The sequence below is a fragment of the Pseudomonas sp. c313 genome (assembly GCF_055407145.1).
The window spans coordinates 873,603-892,675 of the sequence record NZ_JBUZRD010000002.1 but is presented as its reverse complement, the minus strand read 5'-3'; the positions used below and the strand labels follow the sequence as shown (position 1 = coordinate 892,675).

Annotated in this window: 22 protein-coding genes; 11 read left to right on the top strand and 11 right to left on the bottom strand. The window is 59.5% G+C overall.

Annotated elements, in window-relative coordinates:
• Positions 1-228 precede the first annotated feature (228 nt).
• Positions 229-1,383, top strand: a complete 1,155-nt coding sequence (locus ACZRKZ_RS09050; protein ID WP_463969347.1) for an MFS transporter — start codon at positions 229-231, stop codon at positions 1,381-1,383.
• Here ACZRKZ_RS09050 and nhaR read toward each other — a convergent pair.
• Positions 1,380-2,285 (bottom strand): transcriptional activator NhaR, encoded by a 906-nt coding sequence (nhaR, locus tag ACZRKZ_RS09045; protein WP_463981400.1) that lies wholly within the window; start codon positions 2,283-2,285, stop codon positions 1,380-1,382. The genes ACZRKZ_RS09050 and nhaR overlap by 4 nt on opposite strands.
• A 149-nt stretch (positions 2,286-2,434) precedes the next feature.
• On the opposite strand from nhaR, the gene ACZRKZ_RS09040 reads away from it, so the two are divergent.
• From ACZRKZ_RS09040 to mnmH, 4 genes are all read left to right on the top strand, one after another.
• Positions 2,435-2,695, top strand: a complete 261-nt coding sequence (locus tag ACZRKZ_RS09040) for a hypothetical protein (protein WP_149413112.1) — start codon at positions 2,435-2,437, stop codon at positions 2,693-2,695.
• Between the two features lie 28 nt (positions 2,696-2,723).
• Complete coding sequence (locus ACZRKZ_RS09035) at positions 2,724-3,470, top strand: TerC family protein (protein ID WP_149413111.1); 747 nt, start codon at positions 2,724-2,726, stop codon at positions 3,468-3,470.
• 129 nt (positions 3,471-3,599) lie between these two features.
• Entirely contained in the window at positions 3,600-4,634 is a 1,035-nt protein-coding gene (gene selD, locus ACZRKZ_RS09030) for a selenide, water dikinase SelD (protein WP_463969350.1), read from the top strand.
• On the top strand, positions 4,634-5,737 hold the full coding sequence (mnmH, locus tag ACZRKZ_RS09025) for a tRNA 2-selenouridine(34) synthase MnmH (RefSeq protein ID WP_463981399.1): 1,104 nt from the start codon (positions 4,634-4,636) through the stop codon (positions 5,735-5,737). Before selD ends, mnmH begins: the two co-directional genes overlap by 1 nt.
• Here mnmH and ACZRKZ_RS09020 read toward each other — a convergent pair.
• Positions 5,734-6,789 carry a permease gene (locus ACZRKZ_RS09020; protein WP_463969352.1) on the bottom strand — a complete coding sequence of 352 codons (1,056 nt, stop codon included), beginning with the start codon at positions 6,787-6,789 and terminating at the stop codon, positions 5,734-5,736. The two genes, mnmH and ACZRKZ_RS09020, sit on opposite strands and share 4 nt — an antisense overlap.
• A 95-nt stretch (positions 6,790-6,884) precedes the next feature.
• Positions 6,885-7,586: a histidine phosphatase family protein gene (locus tag ACZRKZ_RS09015; protein WP_463969353.1), complete on the bottom strand. Its 702-nt coding sequence runs from the start codon at positions 7,584-7,586 to the stop codon at positions 6,885-6,887.
• A 252-nt stretch (positions 7,587-7,838) separates the two neighbouring features.
• Here ACZRKZ_RS09015 and ACZRKZ_RS09010 point away from each other — a divergent pair, with 252 nt between their 5' ends.
• The 3 genes from ACZRKZ_RS09010 to hemB all read left to right on the top strand — a co-directional run bounded on the left by ACZRKZ_RS09010 (position 7,839) and on the right by hemB (position 10,574).
• Positions 7,839-8,540, top strand: a complete 702-nt coding sequence (locus ACZRKZ_RS09010; RefSeq protein ID WP_463981398.1) for a glutathione S-transferase N-terminal domain-containing protein — start codon at positions 7,839-7,841, stop codon at positions 8,538-8,540.
• A gap of 21 nt (positions 8,541-8,561) precedes the next feature.
• Positions 8,562-9,404: a PhzF family phenazine biosynthesis protein gene (locus tag ACZRKZ_RS09005; protein ID WP_463969354.1), complete on the top strand. Its 843-nt coding sequence runs from the start codon at positions 8,562-8,564 to the stop codon at positions 9,402-9,404.
• Positions 9,405-9,599: 195 nt separating this feature from the next.
• Positions 9,600-10,574: a porphobilinogen synthase gene (hemB, locus tag ACZRKZ_RS09000; RefSeq protein ID WP_149413104.1), complete on the top strand. Its 975-nt coding sequence runs from the start codon at positions 9,600-9,602 to the stop codon at positions 10,572-10,574.
• 52 nt (positions 10,575-10,626) lie between these two features.
• Here the strand turns inward: hemB and ACZRKZ_RS08995 are convergent, their stop codons facing one another.
• Entirely contained in the window at positions 10,627-11,241 is a 615-nt protein-coding gene (locus tag ACZRKZ_RS08995) for a LysE family translocator (RefSeq protein ID WP_463969355.1), read from the bottom strand.
• A 160-nt stretch (positions 11,242-11,401) separates the two neighbouring features.
• Here ACZRKZ_RS08995 and ACZRKZ_RS08990 point away from each other — a divergent pair, with 160 nt between their 5' ends.
• The gene (locus ACZRKZ_RS08990; protein ID WP_463981397.1) at positions 11,402-12,487 is read left to right on the top strand and encodes a DUF1615 domain-containing protein; all 1,086 of its coding nucleotides are present in this window, start codon (positions 11,402-11,404) and stop codon (positions 12,485-12,487) included.
• A gap of 31 nt (positions 12,488-12,518) precedes the next feature.
• Here the strand turns inward: ACZRKZ_RS08990 and ACZRKZ_RS08985 are convergent, their stop codons facing one another.
• Complete coding sequence (locus ACZRKZ_RS08985) at positions 12,519-13,298, bottom strand: DUF4349 domain-containing protein (protein ID WP_463969357.1); 780 nt, start codon at positions 13,296-13,298, stop codon at positions 12,519-12,521.
• Positions 13,299-13,455: 157 nt separating this feature from the next.
• Here ACZRKZ_RS08985 and ACZRKZ_RS08980 point away from each other — a divergent pair, with 157 nt between their 5' ends.
• On the top strand, positions 13,456-13,884 hold the full coding sequence (locus ACZRKZ_RS08980) for a PaaI family thioesterase (protein WP_463981396.1): 429 nt from the start codon (positions 13,456-13,458) through the stop codon (positions 13,882-13,884).
• 134 nt (positions 13,885-14,018) lie between these two features.
• Here ACZRKZ_RS08980 and ACZRKZ_RS08975 read toward each other — a convergent pair whose 3' ends face one another.
• The 3 genes from ACZRKZ_RS08975 to ACZRKZ_RS08965 are packed head-to-tail and all read right to left on the bottom strand — an operon-like array spanning position 14,019 to position 16,610.
• Entirely contained in the window at positions 14,019-15,200 is a 1,182-nt protein-coding gene (locus tag ACZRKZ_RS08975) for an acetyl-CoA C-acetyltransferase (protein ID WP_463969359.1), read from the bottom strand.
• An 11-nt stretch (positions 15,201-15,211) separates the two neighbouring features.
• On the bottom strand, positions 15,212-15,877 hold the full coding sequence (locus ACZRKZ_RS08970) for a CoA transferase subunit B (RefSeq protein ID WP_133100412.1): 666 nt from the start codon (positions 15,875-15,877) through the stop codon (positions 15,212-15,214).
• 34 nt (positions 15,878-15,911) lie between these two features.
• The gene (locus ACZRKZ_RS08965; RefSeq protein ID WP_463969360.1) at positions 15,912-16,610 is read right to left on the bottom strand and encodes a CoA transferase subunit A; all 699 of its coding nucleotides are present in this window, start codon (positions 16,608-16,610) and stop codon (positions 15,912-15,914) included.
• A gap of 133 nt (positions 16,611-16,743) precedes the next feature.
• Between ACZRKZ_RS08965 and ACZRKZ_RS08960 the strand changes: the two genes are divergently transcribed.
• Complete coding sequence (locus ACZRKZ_RS08960; protein ID WP_133100410.1) at positions 16,744-17,649, top strand: LysR substrate-binding domain-containing protein; 906 nt, start codon at positions 16,744-16,746, stop codon at positions 17,647-17,649.
• Between the two features lie 63 nt (positions 17,650-17,712).
• Here ACZRKZ_RS08960 and ACZRKZ_RS08955 read toward each other — a convergent pair whose 3' ends face one another.
• From ACZRKZ_RS08955 to ACZRKZ_RS08945, 3 genes are all read right to left on the bottom strand, one after another.
• Entirely contained in the window at positions 17,713-18,042 is a 330-nt protein-coding gene (locus tag ACZRKZ_RS08955; protein ID WP_463969361.1) for a hypothetical protein, read from the bottom strand.
• An 81-nt stretch (positions 18,043-18,123) separates the two neighbouring features.
• Positions 18,124-18,429: a hypothetical protein gene (locus ACZRKZ_RS08950; RefSeq protein ID WP_463981395.1), complete on the bottom strand. Its 306-nt coding sequence runs from the start codon at positions 18,427-18,429 to the stop codon at positions 18,124-18,126.
• A gap of 203 nt (positions 18,430-18,632) precedes the next feature.
• Positions 18,633-19,073: a CBS domain-containing protein gene (locus ACZRKZ_RS08945; protein WP_463969363.1), complete on the bottom strand. Its 441-nt coding sequence runs from the start codon at positions 19,071-19,073 to the stop codon at positions 18,633-18,635.

The following is a 19,073-nucleotide window of genomic DNA, read 5'->3' as shown; positions in this document are numbered from 1 at the left end:
GATGAGGGCACACGGTAGCCGAATGCGCCTGGTGCAATCGACGAAGTCTAACATGCTGTAGGGCGTGCCCCGCCCAGCGTGCGGCATTAGGTCGCTCAGAGATCAGACCATTCAACCTTACCGGCCCCCAAGCTCGACACACTCTGTTAACATTCAACATCCTTTTTATTCCATACCTGTCAGCGGGCCCTCGGGCTGTCGTTGGCGTCGCTGTTTCTGGAGTTATTCATGCTGTTGCCCATCCTGCTGCTCTCGGCAGCCGGTTTTACCGTGCTGACCACGGAGTTCGTCATCGTCGGCCTGCTGCCTTCCATCGCCCGCGACCTGGATGTCAGCGTGTCCCAGGCCGGTTTGCTGGTGACCCTGTTCGCCTTCACCGTGGCGGCCTTCGGCCCGTTCCTTACCGCCTATTTCGCCCGCTTTGAGCGCAAGCGCCTGTTTATCACGATCCTGATCATGTTCAGCCTGGCCAATACCCTGGCGGCCCTGGCGCCCAATATCTGGGTCATGTCCGTGGCGCGGCTAATTCCGGCGCTTGGGCTACCCGTGTTCTGGGCCCTGGCCAGTGAAACCGCCGTGGACATCGTCGGGCCGGAGTACGCGGGCCGGGCCATTGCCAAGATCGGCTTCGGCATCGTCTGTGCCACGGTGTTCGGCATTCCTGTGGGCACGTTGATCTCTGATATGTTTGGCTGGCGCACAGCCTTTGGCATTCTGGCCGTGGTGGCGGCTGCCAAGGCCTTGTTGCTGTTTATCTACCTGCCTGCCACCACGGTGAAGAAAGAAGCGGTGACCTTGCGCTCGCAGTTCAAAATCCTGCGCAGCCCTTTGATGCAAGGCCACGTTCTGCTGTCGATTCTGGTCTTTAGCGGCATGTTCACCGTTTATACCTACCTGGCGGACATTTTGGAGCGTTTGGCCGGCTTCGACGGCACACTGGTGGGCTGGTGCTTGATGGGCTTTGGCGCCGTTGGCCTGATCGGCAACTCATTGGGCGGACGCATGGTCGACCGCCATCCGCTGATCGCTTCGATGGTGTTCTGCGGTTTCATGATCACCGGTATGGTGGCGCTGGTGCCGGCTATCCATTCCACCCTGGGCCTGGCGGCGGCGATGGGCATCTGGGGCGTGACCCAGGCGGCGCTGTTCCTGGTCAGCCATGTACGACTGATGAAAGTAGCACCTCATGCGCCGGCGTTTGCCGCTTCGCTGAACATCGCCGGTGCCAACCTGGGCATTGGCCTGGGGGCGATGGTCGGTGGGCGGGTGATCGATACCCTAGGGCTGGGCAGCCTTGGCTTTGCCGCCTCCGGTTTTATCCTGCTGTCGATCCTCCTGGCGTTTTGGCTGATGACCGCCAAGACCCGCGAAGTCTGCGTCTAGTCGGGCAGTGAGGTAAACAGCTCTCGCCGGGCACCTTCGGTAATCGCCACGATGCCGGGGTGCTTGACCTTGCGCTCCACCGAGATAGCGTAGAACGATTCAGTCACCGCGTCGGTCTGGCCGATCAGGGCCACGCCGTACTGGCGCTTGACCTCATCGGCGATGACGCTGGGGGCGATGAAAATGCCGCTGCCGGATTGGCCGAAAGCCTGCATCAAGGCGCTGTCGTCAAACTCACCGACAATCCGTGGCTGGATCTGCTGCTCGGCAAACCAGCGTAACAAACGACTACGCACCACCGTTTCCGCCCCCGGAATCAGCAGCGGGGCGCCCTGCAGGCACTGTGGGAACTCGCCGCCATGCCGGTCAGCCAATGCCTGGGTGGCGAAGAAGCTGATGCCGCATTCCCCCAGTTTTTGGCTGTAGCCCTTGATATCCAGGTGCGAGGGCATCGGGCTGTCGGAGATCACCAGGTCCAGCCGCTGGATCGCCAGATCAGCCAGTAAGCGTTCGAGTTTGTCTTCGCGGCAGGTAATGCGGATCGGCTCGCTCAATTCCATGATGGGCGCGATCAGCCGGTAGACGATCGACTTGGGCACCACATCAGCGACGCCGACACGAAACAGAATTTGCTGTTCATTGGGCTGGGCCCGCAGCATGGCCTCCAATTCATTGCCCATCTGGAACATCTGTTCGGCATAAGGCAGCGCCTGCCGTCCGGCCTCAGTCAACTCCAACTTGCGCCCCACCCTCTGAAACAGCGCCACGCCGAAAGTCTGCTCCAGCAGGCTGATTTGCCCACTGATAGTCTGCGGCGTGAGGTTCAATTGCTCACAGGCGCGCACGATGCTGCCGGTCTTGGCGACCACCCAGAAGTAGTGCAATTGTCGGTAATTGAGCATGAGCCGCCTTCAAGGGGAAATTATTAGTTCGTGTAAACCGAAGTATAAGCGGAAAAAATACGAATTTTCCTGAACTGTTTGCTTCCTTAGAATGCCTCGCTATGGCGGGCTCAATGCTTGGGTCCAACGGTTCTAACGAGGAACGCATCATGAAACTCAATTCCCTGGGCGCAGCGTCGTTGCTTGCGCTTTCATTGGTGATGATCAGTGGTTGTGATCAGGCCGAAAAAAGTGCGCAGCAACTGCTGGGCAAAGCGAGCGAGTCGGCCAAGCAAGTCATCGACGATACTCATCAGGCGGCCGAGCAGGCGTTGAGCGAGGCGACCCAAGGGTTGATCAGCCCCAAAGAGAAAAACGCCGAAGAGCAATCCGACAGCGAGACGCGTGAAGCCTCCTCGCAGGAAACCTAACCCCAGCACACCGAGTCAGGACTGACCTATGGACTACCTTGTACAACTGGCCGCGAGCCCTACCGCCTGGGTGGCCCTGGCGACCTTGATCGTCATGGAAATCGTGCTGGGGATCGACAACCTGATCTTCATCTCGATTCTCACCAACAAATTGCCCGTGCAACACCGGGCCAAGGCACGGCGCATCGGTATCAGCATGGCGCTGATTTTGCGTCTGGGCCTGTTGAGCACCATCGCGTTTATCGTGCAGCTGACTGAGCCAGTCATTGAAATCCTGGGGAATGCGTTCTCCTGGAAAGACATGATCCTGATCGCCGGTGGCCTGTTCCTGCTGTGGAAGGCGACTACCGAAATCCACCACAGCATGGACCCTGAGCCGGAAAAGGTTGGAAGCAATTCGCCGAGCGTGTCCCTGGGCTTTGCCTCGGCCATCGGCCAGATCCTGCTGCTGGACCTGGTGTTCTCCATCGACAGCATCGTCACCGCCGTGGGTATGACCGAGCACTTGCCGATCATGATCATTGCCGTGGTGGTCTCGGTAATCGTAATGCTGGTGGCGGCCGAACCTTTGGCCAAGTTCATCAACGACAACCCGACGGTGGTGATGCTGGCCCTGGGCTTCCTCATCATGATCGGCATGACCCTGATTGCCGAAGGCTTCGGCGCTCATGTGCCAAAAGGCTATGTCTACGCGGCCATGGCGTTCTCGGCGGTGATCGAGTGCCTGAATATTGCACGGCGTACCCGGCATAGACGGCTTGCTGAAAAACACTAAGGGCTGAAACAACAAAGGCCGGCCGCGCTCTGATCAGCGCGGCTGGCCTTTTTGCTGTCTGACACCAAGAACACAGGTTTGCCGGACGGCTCTGTTAGAATCCGTCACCTTGATGTCCGGAGGTAAACCATGAACGAGCCGATTCGCCTGACCCAGTACAGCCACGGTGCGGGTTGTGGTTGCAAAATTTCCCCCCAAGTACTGGAAGTGATTCTTGCCGGCAGCGGCGCGCAGAACCTTGATCCCAAGCTCTGGGTAGGCAACGCCTCCCGCGACGACGCGGCGGTTTACGCCATCGACGACGAACGTGGCGTGGTCTCCACCACTGATTTCTTTATGCCGATTGTCGATGATCCCTTCGACTTCGGCCGCATCGCCGCCACCAACGCTATCAGCGATATCTACGCCATGGGCGGCGACCCATTGATGGCCATCGCCATTCTCGGCTGGCCGGTCAACGTACTGGCCCCGGAGATTGCCCGTGAGGTGATTCGCGGTGGCCGCTCGGTGTGTGACGCTGCTGGCATTCCCCTGGCCGGTGGTCACTCCATTGACTCCCCGGAGCCGATCTTCGGTCTTGCCGTTACCGGGCTAGTGGAAAAGCGCCATATGAAGCGCAACGACACCGCCACCGCCGGCTGCCAGTTGTACCTGACCAAGCCCTTGGGCATCGGCATCCTCACCACGGCGGAAAAAAAGGGCAAACTGCGGGAAACCGACATTGGCCTGGCGCGGGATTGGATGTGCACCCTCAATAAGCCTGGCAGCCGTTTTGGCAAGTTGTCTGGCGTCACAGCAATGACCGATGTCACCGGTTTCGGCCTGTTGGGCCACCTGGTGGAAATGGCCGACGGCAGCGGTGTGACCGCGCGCATCGAGTATGAAAAAGTCCCACGCCTGCCAGGGGTCGAGTACTACCTGGAGCAGGGCTGCGTGCCCGGCGGTACCTTGCGCAACTTCGACAGCTACGCCAGCAAACTGGGGCGCATGACTGAATTGCACAAGCGTGTGTTGTGCGACCCGCAAACCAGTGGCGGCCTGTTGGTAGCGGTTACGCCCGAGGGTGATGCCGAGTTCCTGGCAGTAGCGGCTGAGTTGGGCTTGAACCTGGAGCCGATTGGTCAACTGGTTGAGCGACAGACCAACGCGGTAGAGGTGTTTTGATGCCCATCGACATCACCGATTACCGCGACATCTTTCTCAACGACCGGCCAATGATGGATACCCGTGCGCCGGTAGAGTTCGTCAAGGGCGCGTTCCCAGGGGTGATCAACCTGCCGCTGATGAACGACGATGAACGTCAGCGCGTGGGCACTTGTTACAAACAGCAGGGCCAGCAGGCGGCGATTGTGCTCGGGCATGAGTTGGTGTCCGGGACGATCAAGGCCGAACGTATCGAGCAGTGGGCGCAGTTCGCCCGCGCCAACCCTGACGGTTATCTGTACTGCTTTCGCGGCGGGCTGCGCTCGCAGATCGTCCAGCAATGGTTGAAAAGTGAGGCGGGAATCGATTATCCCCGGGTCGGGGGTGGCTACAAGGCTATGCGCACGTTCCTGCTCGACACCGTCGAGCAGGCCACCACCCAGTGTGATTTCGTTTTGCTGGGCGGCATGACCGGCACCGGCAAAACCGAAGTGCTCGGCCAATTGAACAATGCCCTGGACCTTGAGGGCCACGCCAATCACCGTGGTTCCAGCTTTGGCAAGCGCGCCACGACGCAGCCCTCCAACATCGATTTTGAGAATCGCCTGGCGGTCGACCTGCTGAAAAAACGTGCGCTTGGTATCGAACAGTTCGTGGTAGAGGACGAAAGCCGCATGATCGGCAGTTGTGCCCTGCCATTGACCTTGCATAAAGGTATGCAAGCCTTTCCCTTGGTGTGGCTGGAAGACAGCGTTGAAGGCCGGGTCGAACGAATCCTGCGCGATTATGTGATCGACTTGTGTGCTGAATTCATCGAGGTATTTGGCGAAACGGGTTACCGGCTATTTGCCGAGCGTCTAACCCAAAGCTTGGGTAACATCCATAAACGTTTGGGCGGCGAGCGGTTTCAACGGTTGCAGGCGATCATGCAGGACGCCCTGGCGGAACAGGCGCGCAGCGGTGCCGTAGACCTGCATCGGGGCTGGATCGAAGGCTTGTTGCGAGAGTATTACGACCCGATGTACGCCTTCCAACGTGAAAGCAAAGGCGTACGAATCGAGTTCTCCGGGGAACAGGTGGCCGTATTGGAGTATTTGCGCGAGCGGGCTGTTCGGTCAGTTTAGAGAATGAAGGCCCCGATCAAACCACACAGCACGCCCATGAGCATGGTCAGCCCTGCCACCGTCACCAGCACTCGCGCATCGAAATCCTTGCGCAGCATCAACAGCGACGGCAGGCTCACGCTCGGCAGGGTCATCAGCAAGGCCACTGCAGGGCCGGTGCCCATCCCCAAGGTCATCATGGTCTGGACGATAGGGATTTCCGCCGCCGTGGGGATTACGAACAGCGTGCCGACAATCGCCAGAGGCACCAGCCACCACAGGCTGTCAGCCATCGCCCCGTCGACGTGGGGAAACAGCCAGACCCGCGCCGCACCCAGCAGCAACACCGCCAGGATATAGACCGGAATAGTGCTCCAGAACAGCTGCCACAAGGTGCGCAGCCAGCGGGTCAGGAACGGTTGGTTGTCGGTGGTGCTGACTTCGGCCACGGCGTCCAGCGCCGCTTCGGGTACCTGATCAGGACGGGCGATACGCTGCGCCACCAGGGACACACCGACCACCAGCACAATCCCCGCCACCAGTCGCAAGGCAGTAAACCCCCAACCCAGCACGAAGCCCATGAACACCAGCGTTGCCGGGTTAAGTACCGGGTTGGCAATCCAGAACGCCAGCGCGGCGCCCACTGACACTTGTTGCCGACGCATGCCTGCGGCCACCGGTGCGGCGCAGCAACTGCACATCATCCCCGGCAAGGCGAATAGCCCACCGCGCAGGGTTGAACCCAGCCCGGCACGGCCGAACAGACGCAATAGCCAGTCCCGGGGGATCAGCACTTGCAGCAACGAGCCGAGAATCACGGCCAGGACGGCAGCTTTCCAGATGGCCAGGAAATACACCTTGGCATAGGCCAGCGCTGCCGCCAGTGGTGCACTTTGCTCGTCGTTGAGAATTGAGGCGCCAATGCTGTGGTTATCCGCAGCCACAAACGCCTTGAAGTAGTAGGGCGACCACTTTACGTAGTAGAGGCCGACACAGGCCACCAGCAGAAAAAGCGCAGGCTTCCACCAGAAGGACCAGCCCCGGGCGAGGCTGGTAGAGGTGAGGTTGGACATGTTGGGATTCCGCAGATGAGTCGATAGCGGCGCATCATACTCCGTGTGGCTCTTGTGGCGAGCAAGCAAGCCCGCTCGCCACAGATTCAGTGCATTCAGGTATCAGCACTGACCTGCGTAGCATCCGGGCAAGTCTTCAGGCCATTATCCAGGCCCTGCTTGTAGTTGCGACTGAGCAAGGTGGCCTTGCCGTTGTGCCAGGTCAGGGTCAGTACATACAGGGTATCGAAATCGCTGCCGGACCAGTCATCGGTGATGGTGTGTTTTTCACCGACCGCTTCGCTCGCCACCTTGTTGATCAACTCCGGCAGATAGCCGTGGGACCAGGCAGTGTAGATGATCGAGTTGTGGTACTTGTCCTCCACCAGTTCATCGGCCAGGGCGCTGGTGTCGTTGGCCGAGAACTTGATGTTCACTGGCAAACCGAGCTTGATGGCGCTGGGGCTGATGGTCATCAGCGGGCGAATGTAGCTGTAGGAGTTGTCTAGTTCGCCTTCCTCGACATTGCGCGTCGGGTTGGCGGCGAACACAAAGTTGGCGTTGCCGAATTTTTCTGGCAGCACGGTGGCCAGGTTCATGGCGCGGTTGAGGCCCTGGCAATTGAGCTGGCCCAGGCCGCCGGCGGGTTTTTCGCCGTGGCGCAGGAACACCAGGGTCTGCACGCCGTCCACTTGCTGGGCACGGCTTTCTCGGGCTTCCAGGGTCAGCACCAGCGCTCCGCCTACCAGTAGCAGCGGCAACATGGTGTATGAATATCGTTTAAGGCGTTTGGCAAGGCACAGAGGCTTGATCTTCATTATGGTTCGAGTCTTCAGTGCGTCGGATTAAGGCGGACAAGCCAGGCCCCAACGACGCATCCAGCGTCGTGCGGTGTTTCGTGTCGGTGTGGCGGCGGGTCTCCCTTCAGTCGGTTGAGCGCACTTAAGAGTGTACTCACGCGTTTTCGTTCGGTTCCAAGGGATAATAGTCAGTAGATGTTGCGAATTGAAGACCGGTGCAGGTTGCCCGCCAGATGACTATCATTGGCACTTCTTGCCTTGGGGTCTCTGATGAATTCACTTTCTGCCTTCCCGATCACTGCCAAATGGCCAGCCCAACATCCCGAGCGCCTGCAACTGTACTCGTTGCCGACCCCCAACGGGGTCAAAGTGTCGATCATGCTGGAAGAGCTAGGCCTGGCGTACGAGCCACACCGGGTCAGCTTCGAGACTCAGGACCAGTTCTCGCCCGAGTTCCTGTCTTTGAACCCCAATAACAAGATCCCGGCGATCATTGACCCCAATGGCCCAGGTGGTAAACCGCTGGCGCTGTTCGAGTCCGGTGCGATCCTGATCTACCTGGCAGAGAAGGGCGGCAAGTTCCTGCCCCCTGACCCGGCGGCGCGTTACGAGACGCTTCAATGGCTGATGTTTCAGATGGCCGGTATTGGCCCAATGTTCGGTCAGGTCGGTTTTTTCAACAAATTCGCCGGCAAGGCCTACGAAGACAAGCGCCCCCGCGACCGTTACGCCGCCGAAGCCAGGCGCCTGCTGGATGTGCTGGAAAAGCGCCTGTTGGGCCGCACCTGGATCATGGGCGATCACTACAGTATCGCCGATATCGCCACCTTTCCCTGGATACGCAACCTGATTGGTTTCTATGAGTCAGGCGACCTGGTGGGGATCACCGACTTTCCTAACGTGCTGCGGGCGCTGGACGGGTTTGTCGCGCGGCCGGCGGTGATCCGTGGCCTGAATATTCCAACAGCCTAATCTCCATCTGAGTGCAGCCCCATGCCTTCCTTCGATTTCAAGCAACTAGACGTTTTCAGTTCCCAGCCCCTCAAAGGCAACCCACTGGCCGTGGTGCTGGGCGCCGACAGCCTCAGCGACCAGCAGATGGCCGACTTCGCCAAGTGGACCAACCTCAGCGAAACCACCTTCCTGCTCAAACCCCGTGACCCACGTGCCGACTATCGTGTGCGAATTTTCACCACGCTGCAGGAATTGCCCTTCGCCGGGCACCCAACCCTGGGCAGTTGTCATGCTTGGCTGCGTGCCGGTGGCAAGCCTATGGGTGAGGAGATCATCCAGGAGTGCGAAATCGGCCTGGTGCGTATCCGTCGTCAAGGTGACGAACTGGCGTTTATTGCACCACCGCTGTTGCGATCCGGTCCGGTCGAGGCCGAGTTGGTGGAGCGTGTTCGCCTGGCCTTGAGCCTTGAACCGGGTGCCATCGTGCGTACCCAGTGGGCTGACAACGGTGCAGGCTGGCTGGCGGTAATGTTGGCTGATCGTGAGGAGGTTTTGGGCTTGCGTCCGGACTATTCGCAACTGCAGGGGCTGGCGGTAGGCGTGATCGCCCCGTGGAACCCGGATCGGGACGGCGACGAAGCGCAGTTCGAAGTCCGCGCCTTCATTGCTGGCGACGGCGCCCCGGAAGACCCTGCAACCGGCAGCCTCAACGCCGGCGTCGCCCAATGGCTGTTGGGTGAAGGCCTGGCGCCGAGCCGCTATGTGGTCAGCCAGGGCACGGCCATGGGCCGCGCCGGGCGAATCCGCGTGGAACAGCAAGGCGACGAGATATGGATTGGTGGCGCGGTCTCGGTGTGTATTGAGGGGCGGTTGACCCTTTAACGGTTATTCGCCGCCAGCGTGCCTTTTGTTTGTCCCGGGCATAGTCGCAAAAGCCATTATTACGCAAACGCAAAGGCACCGTTATGGATGCGGTGTTTGTGTTTTCGGTCAAACCGGGCATAAGCTTTCGCCCTATTAAGCTATCTGCCTCGCCACATGCGTTGGCCCTTCTTGTAGAAAATTGTAGGAAAACCAATGTCCAGCCAGTTCCCCGAAGCACGTCCCCGTCGCCTGCGCCGTTCCCCTGAGTTGCGCAGCCTGTTCCAGGAAACCGAATTCACCCTTAACGACTTGGTGCTGCCGATTTTCGTCGAAGAAGAAATCGACGATTTCGTGCCCATCACCAGCATGCCCGGCGTGATGCGCATCCCTGAATCGAAACTGGCGGGCGAAATCGAGCGTTACGCCCGTGCCGGGATCAAATCGGTGATGACCTTCGGCGTTTCCCATCACCTGGACGCCAGCGGCAGCGACACCTGGAACGAGCGCGGCCTGGTCTCGCGCATGTCCGCTATCGCCAAGGATGCGGTGCCGGAAATGATCGTCATGTCCGATACCTGCTTCTGTGAATACACCGATCACGGCCACTGCGGCGTGATGCACGGCAGTGAAGTGGACAACGACCGCACCCTGGTCAACCTTGGCAAGCAAGCCGTGGCCGCCGCCCGCGCCGGTGCCGATGTAATCGCGCCCTCGGCGGCCATGGACGGTCAGGTCCAGGCCATTCGCCGGGCCTTGGATGAGGCTGGTTTCAGCCATATCCCGATCATGGCCTATTCCACCAAATTTGCCTCGGCGCTTTACGGCCCGTTCCGCGAAGCCGGCGGCAGCGCGCTCAAGGGCGATCGTAAAAGCTACCAGATGAACCCGATGAACCGCCGCGAAGCCGTGCGCGAATCCCTGCTGGACGAACAGGAAGGCGCCGACGCACTGATGGTCAAGCCGGCCGGCGCATACCTGGACATCATCCGTGACATCCGCGAAGCCTCGCGCTTGCCGGTGGCGGCGTATCAGGTCAGCGGCGAATACGCGATGATCAAGTTCGGCGCCCAGGCTGGAGCCATTGATGAAGCGCGGATCGTTCGGGAAACCCTGGGCTCGATCAAGCGGGCCGGGGCGGATTTGATCTTTACCTACTTTGCGATGGATCTGGCGTTGGCCGGGATCTGATCCAACCCCAATCCTCTGTAGGAGCAAGCCAGCACCTACAGAGGAAGTAGCCTTACCGCTGCGCAAACGCCAGATTCAACCCCAATCCTGCAAACGTTGCGGCAAAGCTGCGACGCAGCCAATTCTGCACCCGTGGCGATTCGATCACGCCACGGCGGAAAACATTGGCCAGCAGGCCATAAATCACAAACACCGCAAACGTCATTGCCATGAACACACTGCTCAACATCAGCATTTGCACGGCTGGTGCGGTGCTGCCTGGGCTGACGAATTGCGGCAGGAATGCCAGGAAAAAAATGGTCAGCTTCGGGTTGAGGATATTCAGCAGGCAGCCTCTGACCATCAGGCTGCGGGCGCTGGAAACCGTTGGTGTGTCGTTCATGGCAAACGCCGAGCGATCGCGCCACGTCGCGTAGGCCAGGTACAACAGATAAGCCGCCCCGGCGAACTTCAACGCCTCGAATGCCAATGCACTGGTGTGCAGCAGGGCGGACAGCCCCAATACCGATGCCAGGAGGTGCGGGACGATTCCAGCGGTGCAGCCCAGCGCCGCGAAGATGCTGGCACGCTTGCCAGCCGTCAGGCCTGTGGAAATAGTGAAAATCACGCCGGTACCGGGGATCAGCACGACAATCAGGCAGGTAATGAGGAAGTTCAGGCTGAGCATGGCATTCAAACTCCTTGTTGGAATGGTGAGAGCCTGATCCTGTCATGTTCCGGTGGCGATGGCGACTACAGAGAGATCCTTCAAGCCGGTCGGCGAACCCGCGTTAAACTTGCCTGTCGATATCTGCCATGACTGGACTGTCGCTGCCCAAGGAAGCCCCATGTATTCCCACCGCCTGATCCTCTGCTTGACCACATTGCTGGTGTTGGCCGGCTGCTCCAGCCAACGTACCGCGCAACAGCCTGAGCGCAGCGAAGCCGAGGTCAAGGCGCAGATCGTGCGGTTGCTGCCGGCGAAAGTCCCGGACCGCGCTGGCTGGGCCCAGGACATCTATACCGCGTTCGATACCCAGAAAATCTACCCCAGCACCGAGAATATCTGCGCGGTATTGGCGGTGACCGAACAGGAGTCCACCTATCAGGTCGACCCGACAGTGCCGGGCATGGGCAAGATTGCCCAGGATGAAATTCTGCGGCGTGCGGCCAAGGTGCATGTGCCCGCTGTGCTGGTGCGTGGTGCACTGCAATTGCGCTCGCCGACGGGCAAATCCTATGCCGAACGCTTGAGTGCCGCGCGCACGGAAAAGGACCTGAGCGCTATCTTTGATGATTTCATCAGTGTCGTACCCTTGGGGCGCACGCTGTTTGGCAGTTTCAATCCGGTGCATACCGCAGGCCCGATGCAGGTGAGCATTGGCTTCGCCGAGAAGCAGGCTCGGGGTTATCCCTACACGGTGGATGGCACTATTCGCCGGGAAGTGTTCACCCGTCGCGGCGGTATGTATTTTGGCATTGCCCACTTGCTGGACTACCCGGTGAGCTACGATCAGCCGCTGTACCGCTTCGCCGATTTCAACGCCGGTTGGTATGCCAGCCGCAACGCCGCGTTCCAGGCGGCTGTCAGTCGCGCTTCGGGAAAGAGTCTGGCACTGGATGGGGATTTGATCCGCTATGGATCGATCCTGCCGGGCACCACGGAATTGGCGGTGCGCTCACTGGGCAAGTCCCTGGACATGCGTAACCCGAGTATTCGCAGCCAGTTGGAGCAGGGTGACCGACTGGATTTCGAAGACACCACCCTGTATCAACGAGTGTTTGCCCTGGCCGAGAAGGCCGAAGGCAAACCGCTGCCTCGGGCGATTTTGCCGGGCATCGTGCTGAAAAGCCCGAAGATCACCCGCAACCTGACCACGGCCTGGTTTGCCAAGCGGGTGGATGATCGCTATCAGCGCTGCATGAAGCGCTGACACGGCCCAGCCCAACTTGCTACGACGACGCTCAGTGACGGCGCTTCACGAGCTTGCGCCACAACCAGACCCACAGCCACAACACCGGGAACGCCAGGATCACGAACGGCAGCACGTAGCTCGACCGTTCCAGGGCATCGGCGGTGCCGTCCACCAGGTTGTCCCCAAGGTTGCTGAACATCCGGCTCAAGCGCGACTGTTGTTGCGTGCCATCGGAGGGCCGGAAGTTCAGGGTCACGCGGTTGGTGTCCAGCCGCCGCTGGTGGCCGGCGGCAACCTGGGCCAGTTCCTGCAACGCGTTCTCGATGTTCGCCTGCTCCTTGGTCAAGGCAATCAGGTCGCCCACGGTGATGTCCTTGCGCGCAGCCAATGCATCAAGGCGCTGTTGCTGTGCCTGCAAGCGTTCCTGACCGCGGCGGTTGTTAGCTACGGCATCGGCCAAGTCCTCGGCGCTGGTGATCCGTTGCCCGCGTTGCCCACCTTCGGCGGCCATGGCCACCATCGGCTCGACCCCGGTGGGGGCGATACGCAGCACAATCGTGCCACCGTCGCTGTTCTCTTCAATACGCAGGATATTGCAGGCACCGAAACGTGCCGATTCGCAGGCTTCGCGGGTGGCCTGCATGCGCGGCACCAGCACGGCGACGGGCAAGGACAGGCTCAATTCATGTTCATAGGCCAATTGCGCACCTGCGCGGCCTTGTTCGCCATTGATCACCGTGGCTTCAGAATGATCCTTGGGTGAGCAGCCGGTGAGGGCCAGGGCCGTCAACAACATCAGCGCAGTGAATCTGCCTTCCAGGTGGCGCATTGCAGTTCCTTTGAGTGTGCAAGATAAGGTCGAGAGCGATTAAAGCGGGTCTGCAGGATTAACGCAAAGCATCGCCCGGGATTTGTCGCGCTGATCTTGCTGGTCTCGATGGATGGGCCGGGTTACACCTCAAGTCTCACTCCAGGACGAACCTGCCATGACTGTCCCCGAAGGATTTATCCCCTTATCGCGCAGCAGCCCTCTTCTGGATTTGTTGGGCCCGGTGTACTGTCGCGGCGAAGGCCTGCAACTGGAACTCGGCCTGCGTGCCGACAACCGCCACGCCAACCGCCACGCCAACGGGCGCGGCACCGTCCACGGCGGCGTATTGGCAACCCTGGCGGATGTCGGCATGGGCTACGCGATGGCGTTTTCCAGTGAGCCACCATTGCCACTGATCACTGCCAGCATGACCCTGGACTACCTGGGTTCGGTACAGGTGGGGGAGTGGATCGAGGTCCGACTGGAGCACCACAAGCGCGGCCGGCAGATGGCTTTTGCCACAGTGAGCTTGCAGGTAGGGGAGAAGGTGGTGGTGCGGGCCAGTGCGGTGTTTGCGGTGCCGCAGGTACCGAGTTGCTCCTGACACCGCCTCGCTAAAGCTCGACAGCTACGTGAATAGCGCAGGGCACGCGACGTGTGGCAAGTACCGGGTAAATCCAGGCAAAGAAAAGGCCCGGCTTTTCGTGGAGCCGGGCCTGTTCCATGGTGCTCTTTGAATCAGCTGCGTTCGAGGGCCAGTGCTACGCCTTGGCCACCGCCGATGCACAGGGTCGCCAGACCTTTCTTGGCATCACGCTTGATCATTTCGTGTAGCAAGGTCACCAGCACTCGGCAGCCTGACGCACCAATCGGGTGGCCGATGGCAATCGCGCCGCCGTTGACGTTGACCTTCGCTGTATCCCATTCCAGCTCTTTGCCCACCGCCAGCGACTGGGCGGCGAAGGCTTCGTTGGCTTCGATCAGGTCCAGGTCGCTCAACTGCCAGCCGGCCTTGTCCAGGCAGCGGCGGGTGGCCGAAACCGGGCCAATGCCCATGATTGCCGGGTCGACGCCGGCATTGGCGTAGCTGGCGATACGCGCCAGCACCGGCAAGCCGAGGGTTTTGGCCTTGTCGGCACTCATCAGCAGCACGGCAGCGGCGCCGTCGTTGAGGCTGGAGGAGTTGCCAGCGGTAACGCTGCCGTCTTTCTTGAAGGCCGGCTTGAGCTTGCCCAGGGATTCGGCGGTGGTGCCGGCGCGAGGCTGCTCGTCCACGGCGAAGGCAACCGGGTCGCCCTTGCGCTGGGGAATCAGGATCGGCGTGATCTCATCAACAAATCGCCCGGCCTCGATGGCGGCAGTGGCTTTTTGCTGGGAGGCGGCGGCGAAAGCGTCCTGGGCTTCACGGCTGATGCCGTACTTGTCTACCAGGTTCTCGGCGGTGATGCCCATGTGGTAGTCGTTGAACGCATCCCACAGGCCGTCGGTGATCATGCTGTCGATCATCTTGGCATGGCCCATGCGCAGGCCGGTGCGGGCGGCTGGCAGGACGTAGGGCGCCAGGCTCATGTTTTCCATGCCGCCAGCGATGATCACCTCGGCGTCACCGCAGCGAATGGCTTGCGCGCCAAGATGCAGGGCCTTGAGGCCCGAGCCGCAGACCTTGTTCAAGGTCAGCGCGGGTACGGCGTGGGGCAGGCCGGCGAGGATCGAGGCCTGGCGCGCCGGGTTCTGGCCGCTGCCTGCGGTCAGCACCTGGCCGAGGATCACTTCATCCACCAGCGCGGGATCCAGGCCGGTCTGCTCCAGCAGGCGGCGGATCACCGCAGCCCCCAGTTCCGGCGCTGGGATGTTGGCCAGCGAGCCCTGGAAACTGCCCACGGCGGTGCGTGTGGCAGCAACAATGACGACGTCTTGCATGGAATCTTTCCTCACTGCGCAGCGAACTGCATTTCTGGAACATGGTCCGGGACGATCAGTTTACCGGCGGTCTTGCTGACAATCTCTTCAACGCTGACGCCAGGTGCGCGTTCCTTGAGGACAAATGCGCCATTTTCGATTTCCAGGTAGGCCAGGTCCGTCAGCACGCGCTTTATGCAATTGGCACCGGTCAGCGGCAGGCTGCAACGGCTCAGCAGTTTCGACTCGCCGTCCTTGGAGGCGTGGGTCATGGTGACGATGATGTTTTCTGCACCGGCCACCAGGTCCATGGCGCCGCCCATGCCCTTGACCAGCTTGCCGGGGATCATCCAGGAGGCGATGTTTCCTTCGACGTCGACCTCAAAGGCGCCCAATACCGTCAGGTCGATATGGCCACCGCGAATCATCGCGAAGGACTCGGCCGAGGAAAAAATCGAAGCGCCGATACGGGCAGTAACGGTTTGTTTGCCAGCATTAATCATGTCGGCATCGATGGTTTCTTCAGTAGGAAACGCGCCCATGCCAAGCAGGCCGTTTTCCGACTGCAGCATCACTTCCATGCCTTCGGGGATGTAGTTGGCCACCAGGGTCGGGATGCCGATGCCCAGGTTCACGTAAAAACCGTCCTGCATTTCGCGGGCGACGCGTTGAGCCATTTGTTCGCGGGTAAGAGCCATGTTTTGTCTCCTTATTATTTGGGCTGGATAAAGGTCACTTGCGCACGGTGCGCTGTTCGATGCGCTTCTCGAAGGTGCCGCAAATGATCCTGTCGACGTAGATGCCAGGGGTGTGGATCTGCGCCGGGTCCAGCTCGCCCGGTTCGACGATTTCCTCGACTTCGACCACGGTGATCTTGCCGGCGGTGGCGGCCAGCGGGTTGAAGTTCTGCGCCGTGTGGCGGTAGATCACGTTACCGAAGTGGTCGGCTTTCCAGCCTTTGACGATGGCGAAGTCGCCGGTGATGGATTCTTCCATCAGGTAAGGGCGACCATTGAATTCGCGGATTTCCTTGCCTTCGGCAACCGGGGTGCCGACGCCGGTTGCAGTGAAGAAGGCCGGGATGCCGGCGCCGCCTGCACGCAGCTTTTCCGCCAGGGTGCCTTGGGGGGTGAGCACTACTTCGATTTCGCCGCTGAGCAGTTGCTTCTCGAACAGGGCATTTTCACCGACGTAGGAGGCGACGACCTTGCTGATCTGCTTACCTTCCAGCAGCACGCCCAGGCCGAAACCATCGACGCCGCAGTTGTTGGAGACCACAGTCAGGTCGCGGGTGCCTTTGCGCTTGATCTCGGCGATGAGGTTTTCCGGGATGCCGCACAGGCCGAAACCGCCGGAGAGTACAGTCATGCCGTCTTCAAGACCTGCCAGCGCTTCCTCATAGGACGCCACGCGTTTATCGAAACCTGCCATATGCACCTCTTTTATTGTTTGTGGGTCAGCCATATGCCCCGAGTGTTGCGCCGTGGGATTGATTTGTTAAGTTGTTTTTTAAGGTTGATTGATTTAAAAAACAGCATAGTCGCCGACGGTCCGGAGTAGTCTCATGACAGTTAAACAGATGCGGGCCTTTCTTGCCGTGGCCCAGAGCTTGAGTTTTGCTGCCGCCTGCGAGCGCCTGCACCTTTCCCAGTCGGCGCTGAGCCTGACCATCAAAGGCCTGGAGGAGGGCCTGGGCGGGCGCCTGTTCAGCCGCAATACCCGTAATGTCGCGCTGACCCCGGAAGGTGAATCCCTGTTGCCCCTGGCTCGGCGCTTGATTGCTGATTGGGATAACGCCGAGGACGAACTGCGCCAGCGTTTCACCCTGCAGCGTGGGCGGGTGACAGTGGCGGCGATGCCGTCATTTGCCGGCAACCTGCTGCCGCCGATCCTGAAGATATTTCGTGCGCGTTTTCCCCAGGTCAATGTCACGGTCAATGACGTGATCAACGAGCAGGTGCTGGAAATGGTCCGTGATCGCCAAGTGGAACTGGGGGTAGCCTTCGAACCGCCACAAAGCTCGTCACTGGGATTTACCCCGTTGTACCTGGACCGTTTTATCGCCGTGGTGCCCGCTGATTCACCGTTGACGCAAATGGCCGAGATCGACTGGAAAAGCCTGCTGGAGCAACCCTTTATTACCCTGCAACGCCCTTCAACGGTACGGGTGATGCTGGAGGAACACCTGGGAGCCTTGGGTATGAAATTGCCAGTGGCGCTGGAAAGTCATCAACTGGCGACGGTGGGAAAAATGGTCGCCAGTGGCCTGGGTGTCAGCGCAGTACCGGCGTTGTGTGCCCGGCAAATGCAGGAGGCGGGCGCCCATTGCATTACCTTGCGCGATCCGGTGATCGAACGACCCATTGGCGTATTGACCAAGCCCGGCCATGAACTCTCGGCAGCAGCCCAGGCATTGTTTGATATTTTTCGCGATGAGGCGGGGAAGGGACGGTTTCCGGCCCAGTTATAAAAATCAGCAATAAAAAAGCCTGCTCGGTTTAGCGAGCAGGCTTAAGTTATTAGTTGCTATCAATTAGCAGTATTTATCGATTACTCGAACTTGCGAGTTGTCTTTCAGGGCCTGCCATTCGCTGTTCAGCGTATGGAAAACCTGTTCGATAAAGCCGCGATCGGCGGCAGCCTTCTTGCCGACATAACCCTGGCCACGGCGGTACATCTTCAGGCGCGCTGCCAGCTCACGGTTATTCTTGTCGAACTCTTCTTCCACGGTATGGGGCGCCAGGCAGTCAATATGGACCTGACCCGATTTACCAATCCACAGGATATGGTCGTCGAGTGTGTCTTTCTGCGCTGCGAACATCTCAGCCAATTCATTAATAGTTGGTTGGTTGTTCAGATTCATGTGTAAGCCCCTTGACCAGTTGGCGATCTTCAATTGATTCGTTAACACTGTTTAGTTGTCTCCGGTTCCGAAAACCGGGCGTCAGCGACGGGCTGCCGAATACGGGCAGGGTCTTGAACCTGATGCATGTAGTCTTGCTGATGAACTGCTACGCAATGCTTTCATAACGAAGACAAGCAGCGTTTTAGCTCCTTGTACCGATCCTTTCGGGCCAGTCAGCTTCATCAATCTGCCTTGTGGGCAGTGCACATCCGGGAAAAACAGCTCGGCGGTCAGACGAGCTTGTTCAAAACGCTTGTTACCAACGCTCCCGATCCGGGAGACAACTGAATCATGCAAGGACAAAAAGGTTACGTCAACGATTATGTAGTGATTATTTTCGATCACTACATAAATCGTTGCGGAGGTAGGGGAAAGCAGGAAGTTATGACTTGAGCGTCATTTTTTGTGCGGCTGGGTCGAGTGCTTTCGCTATCCCAAGCGTTCCACCAGCAGCGTCGAGGACGACTGATGGCGATGGTGCGACCAACGTAGCCTCGCTGGGGCTCGGCAACTGCTACGGCAGTTGCTGTTGTAGGTACTTATGGCTGTCACTCGCCGCGAATGTACTGCTCCAGCTGCTTGATCAGGTCGGCCTGTTCGGCAATCGCTTCCTTGACCAGGTCGCCGATGGACAGCAGGCCCAGCAACTTCCCATCTTCCACCACCGGCAAGTGGCGCAGGTGACTGTCGGTCATGATGTTCATGCACTTCTCGACGCTTTGGTGAATGTCGACGGTAATTACCGGTGAGCTCATGATTTCGCTGACCGCTGTCGTGGCAGAGGATCGACCCTTGAGAATCAGTTTGCGCGCGTAATCACGCTCGCTGATGACGCCGATAACCTTGCCTTCATCAACGACCGGCAAGGCACCGACGTTTTTTGCCGCCATCAGAATCAGAGCCTCCATCACTGTCTGGTGTGACTTGATGGTATGGACTGCCTGGTTTTTCTGTTCCTTGGATTTGAGCACTTGTGCAACGGTCTTCAT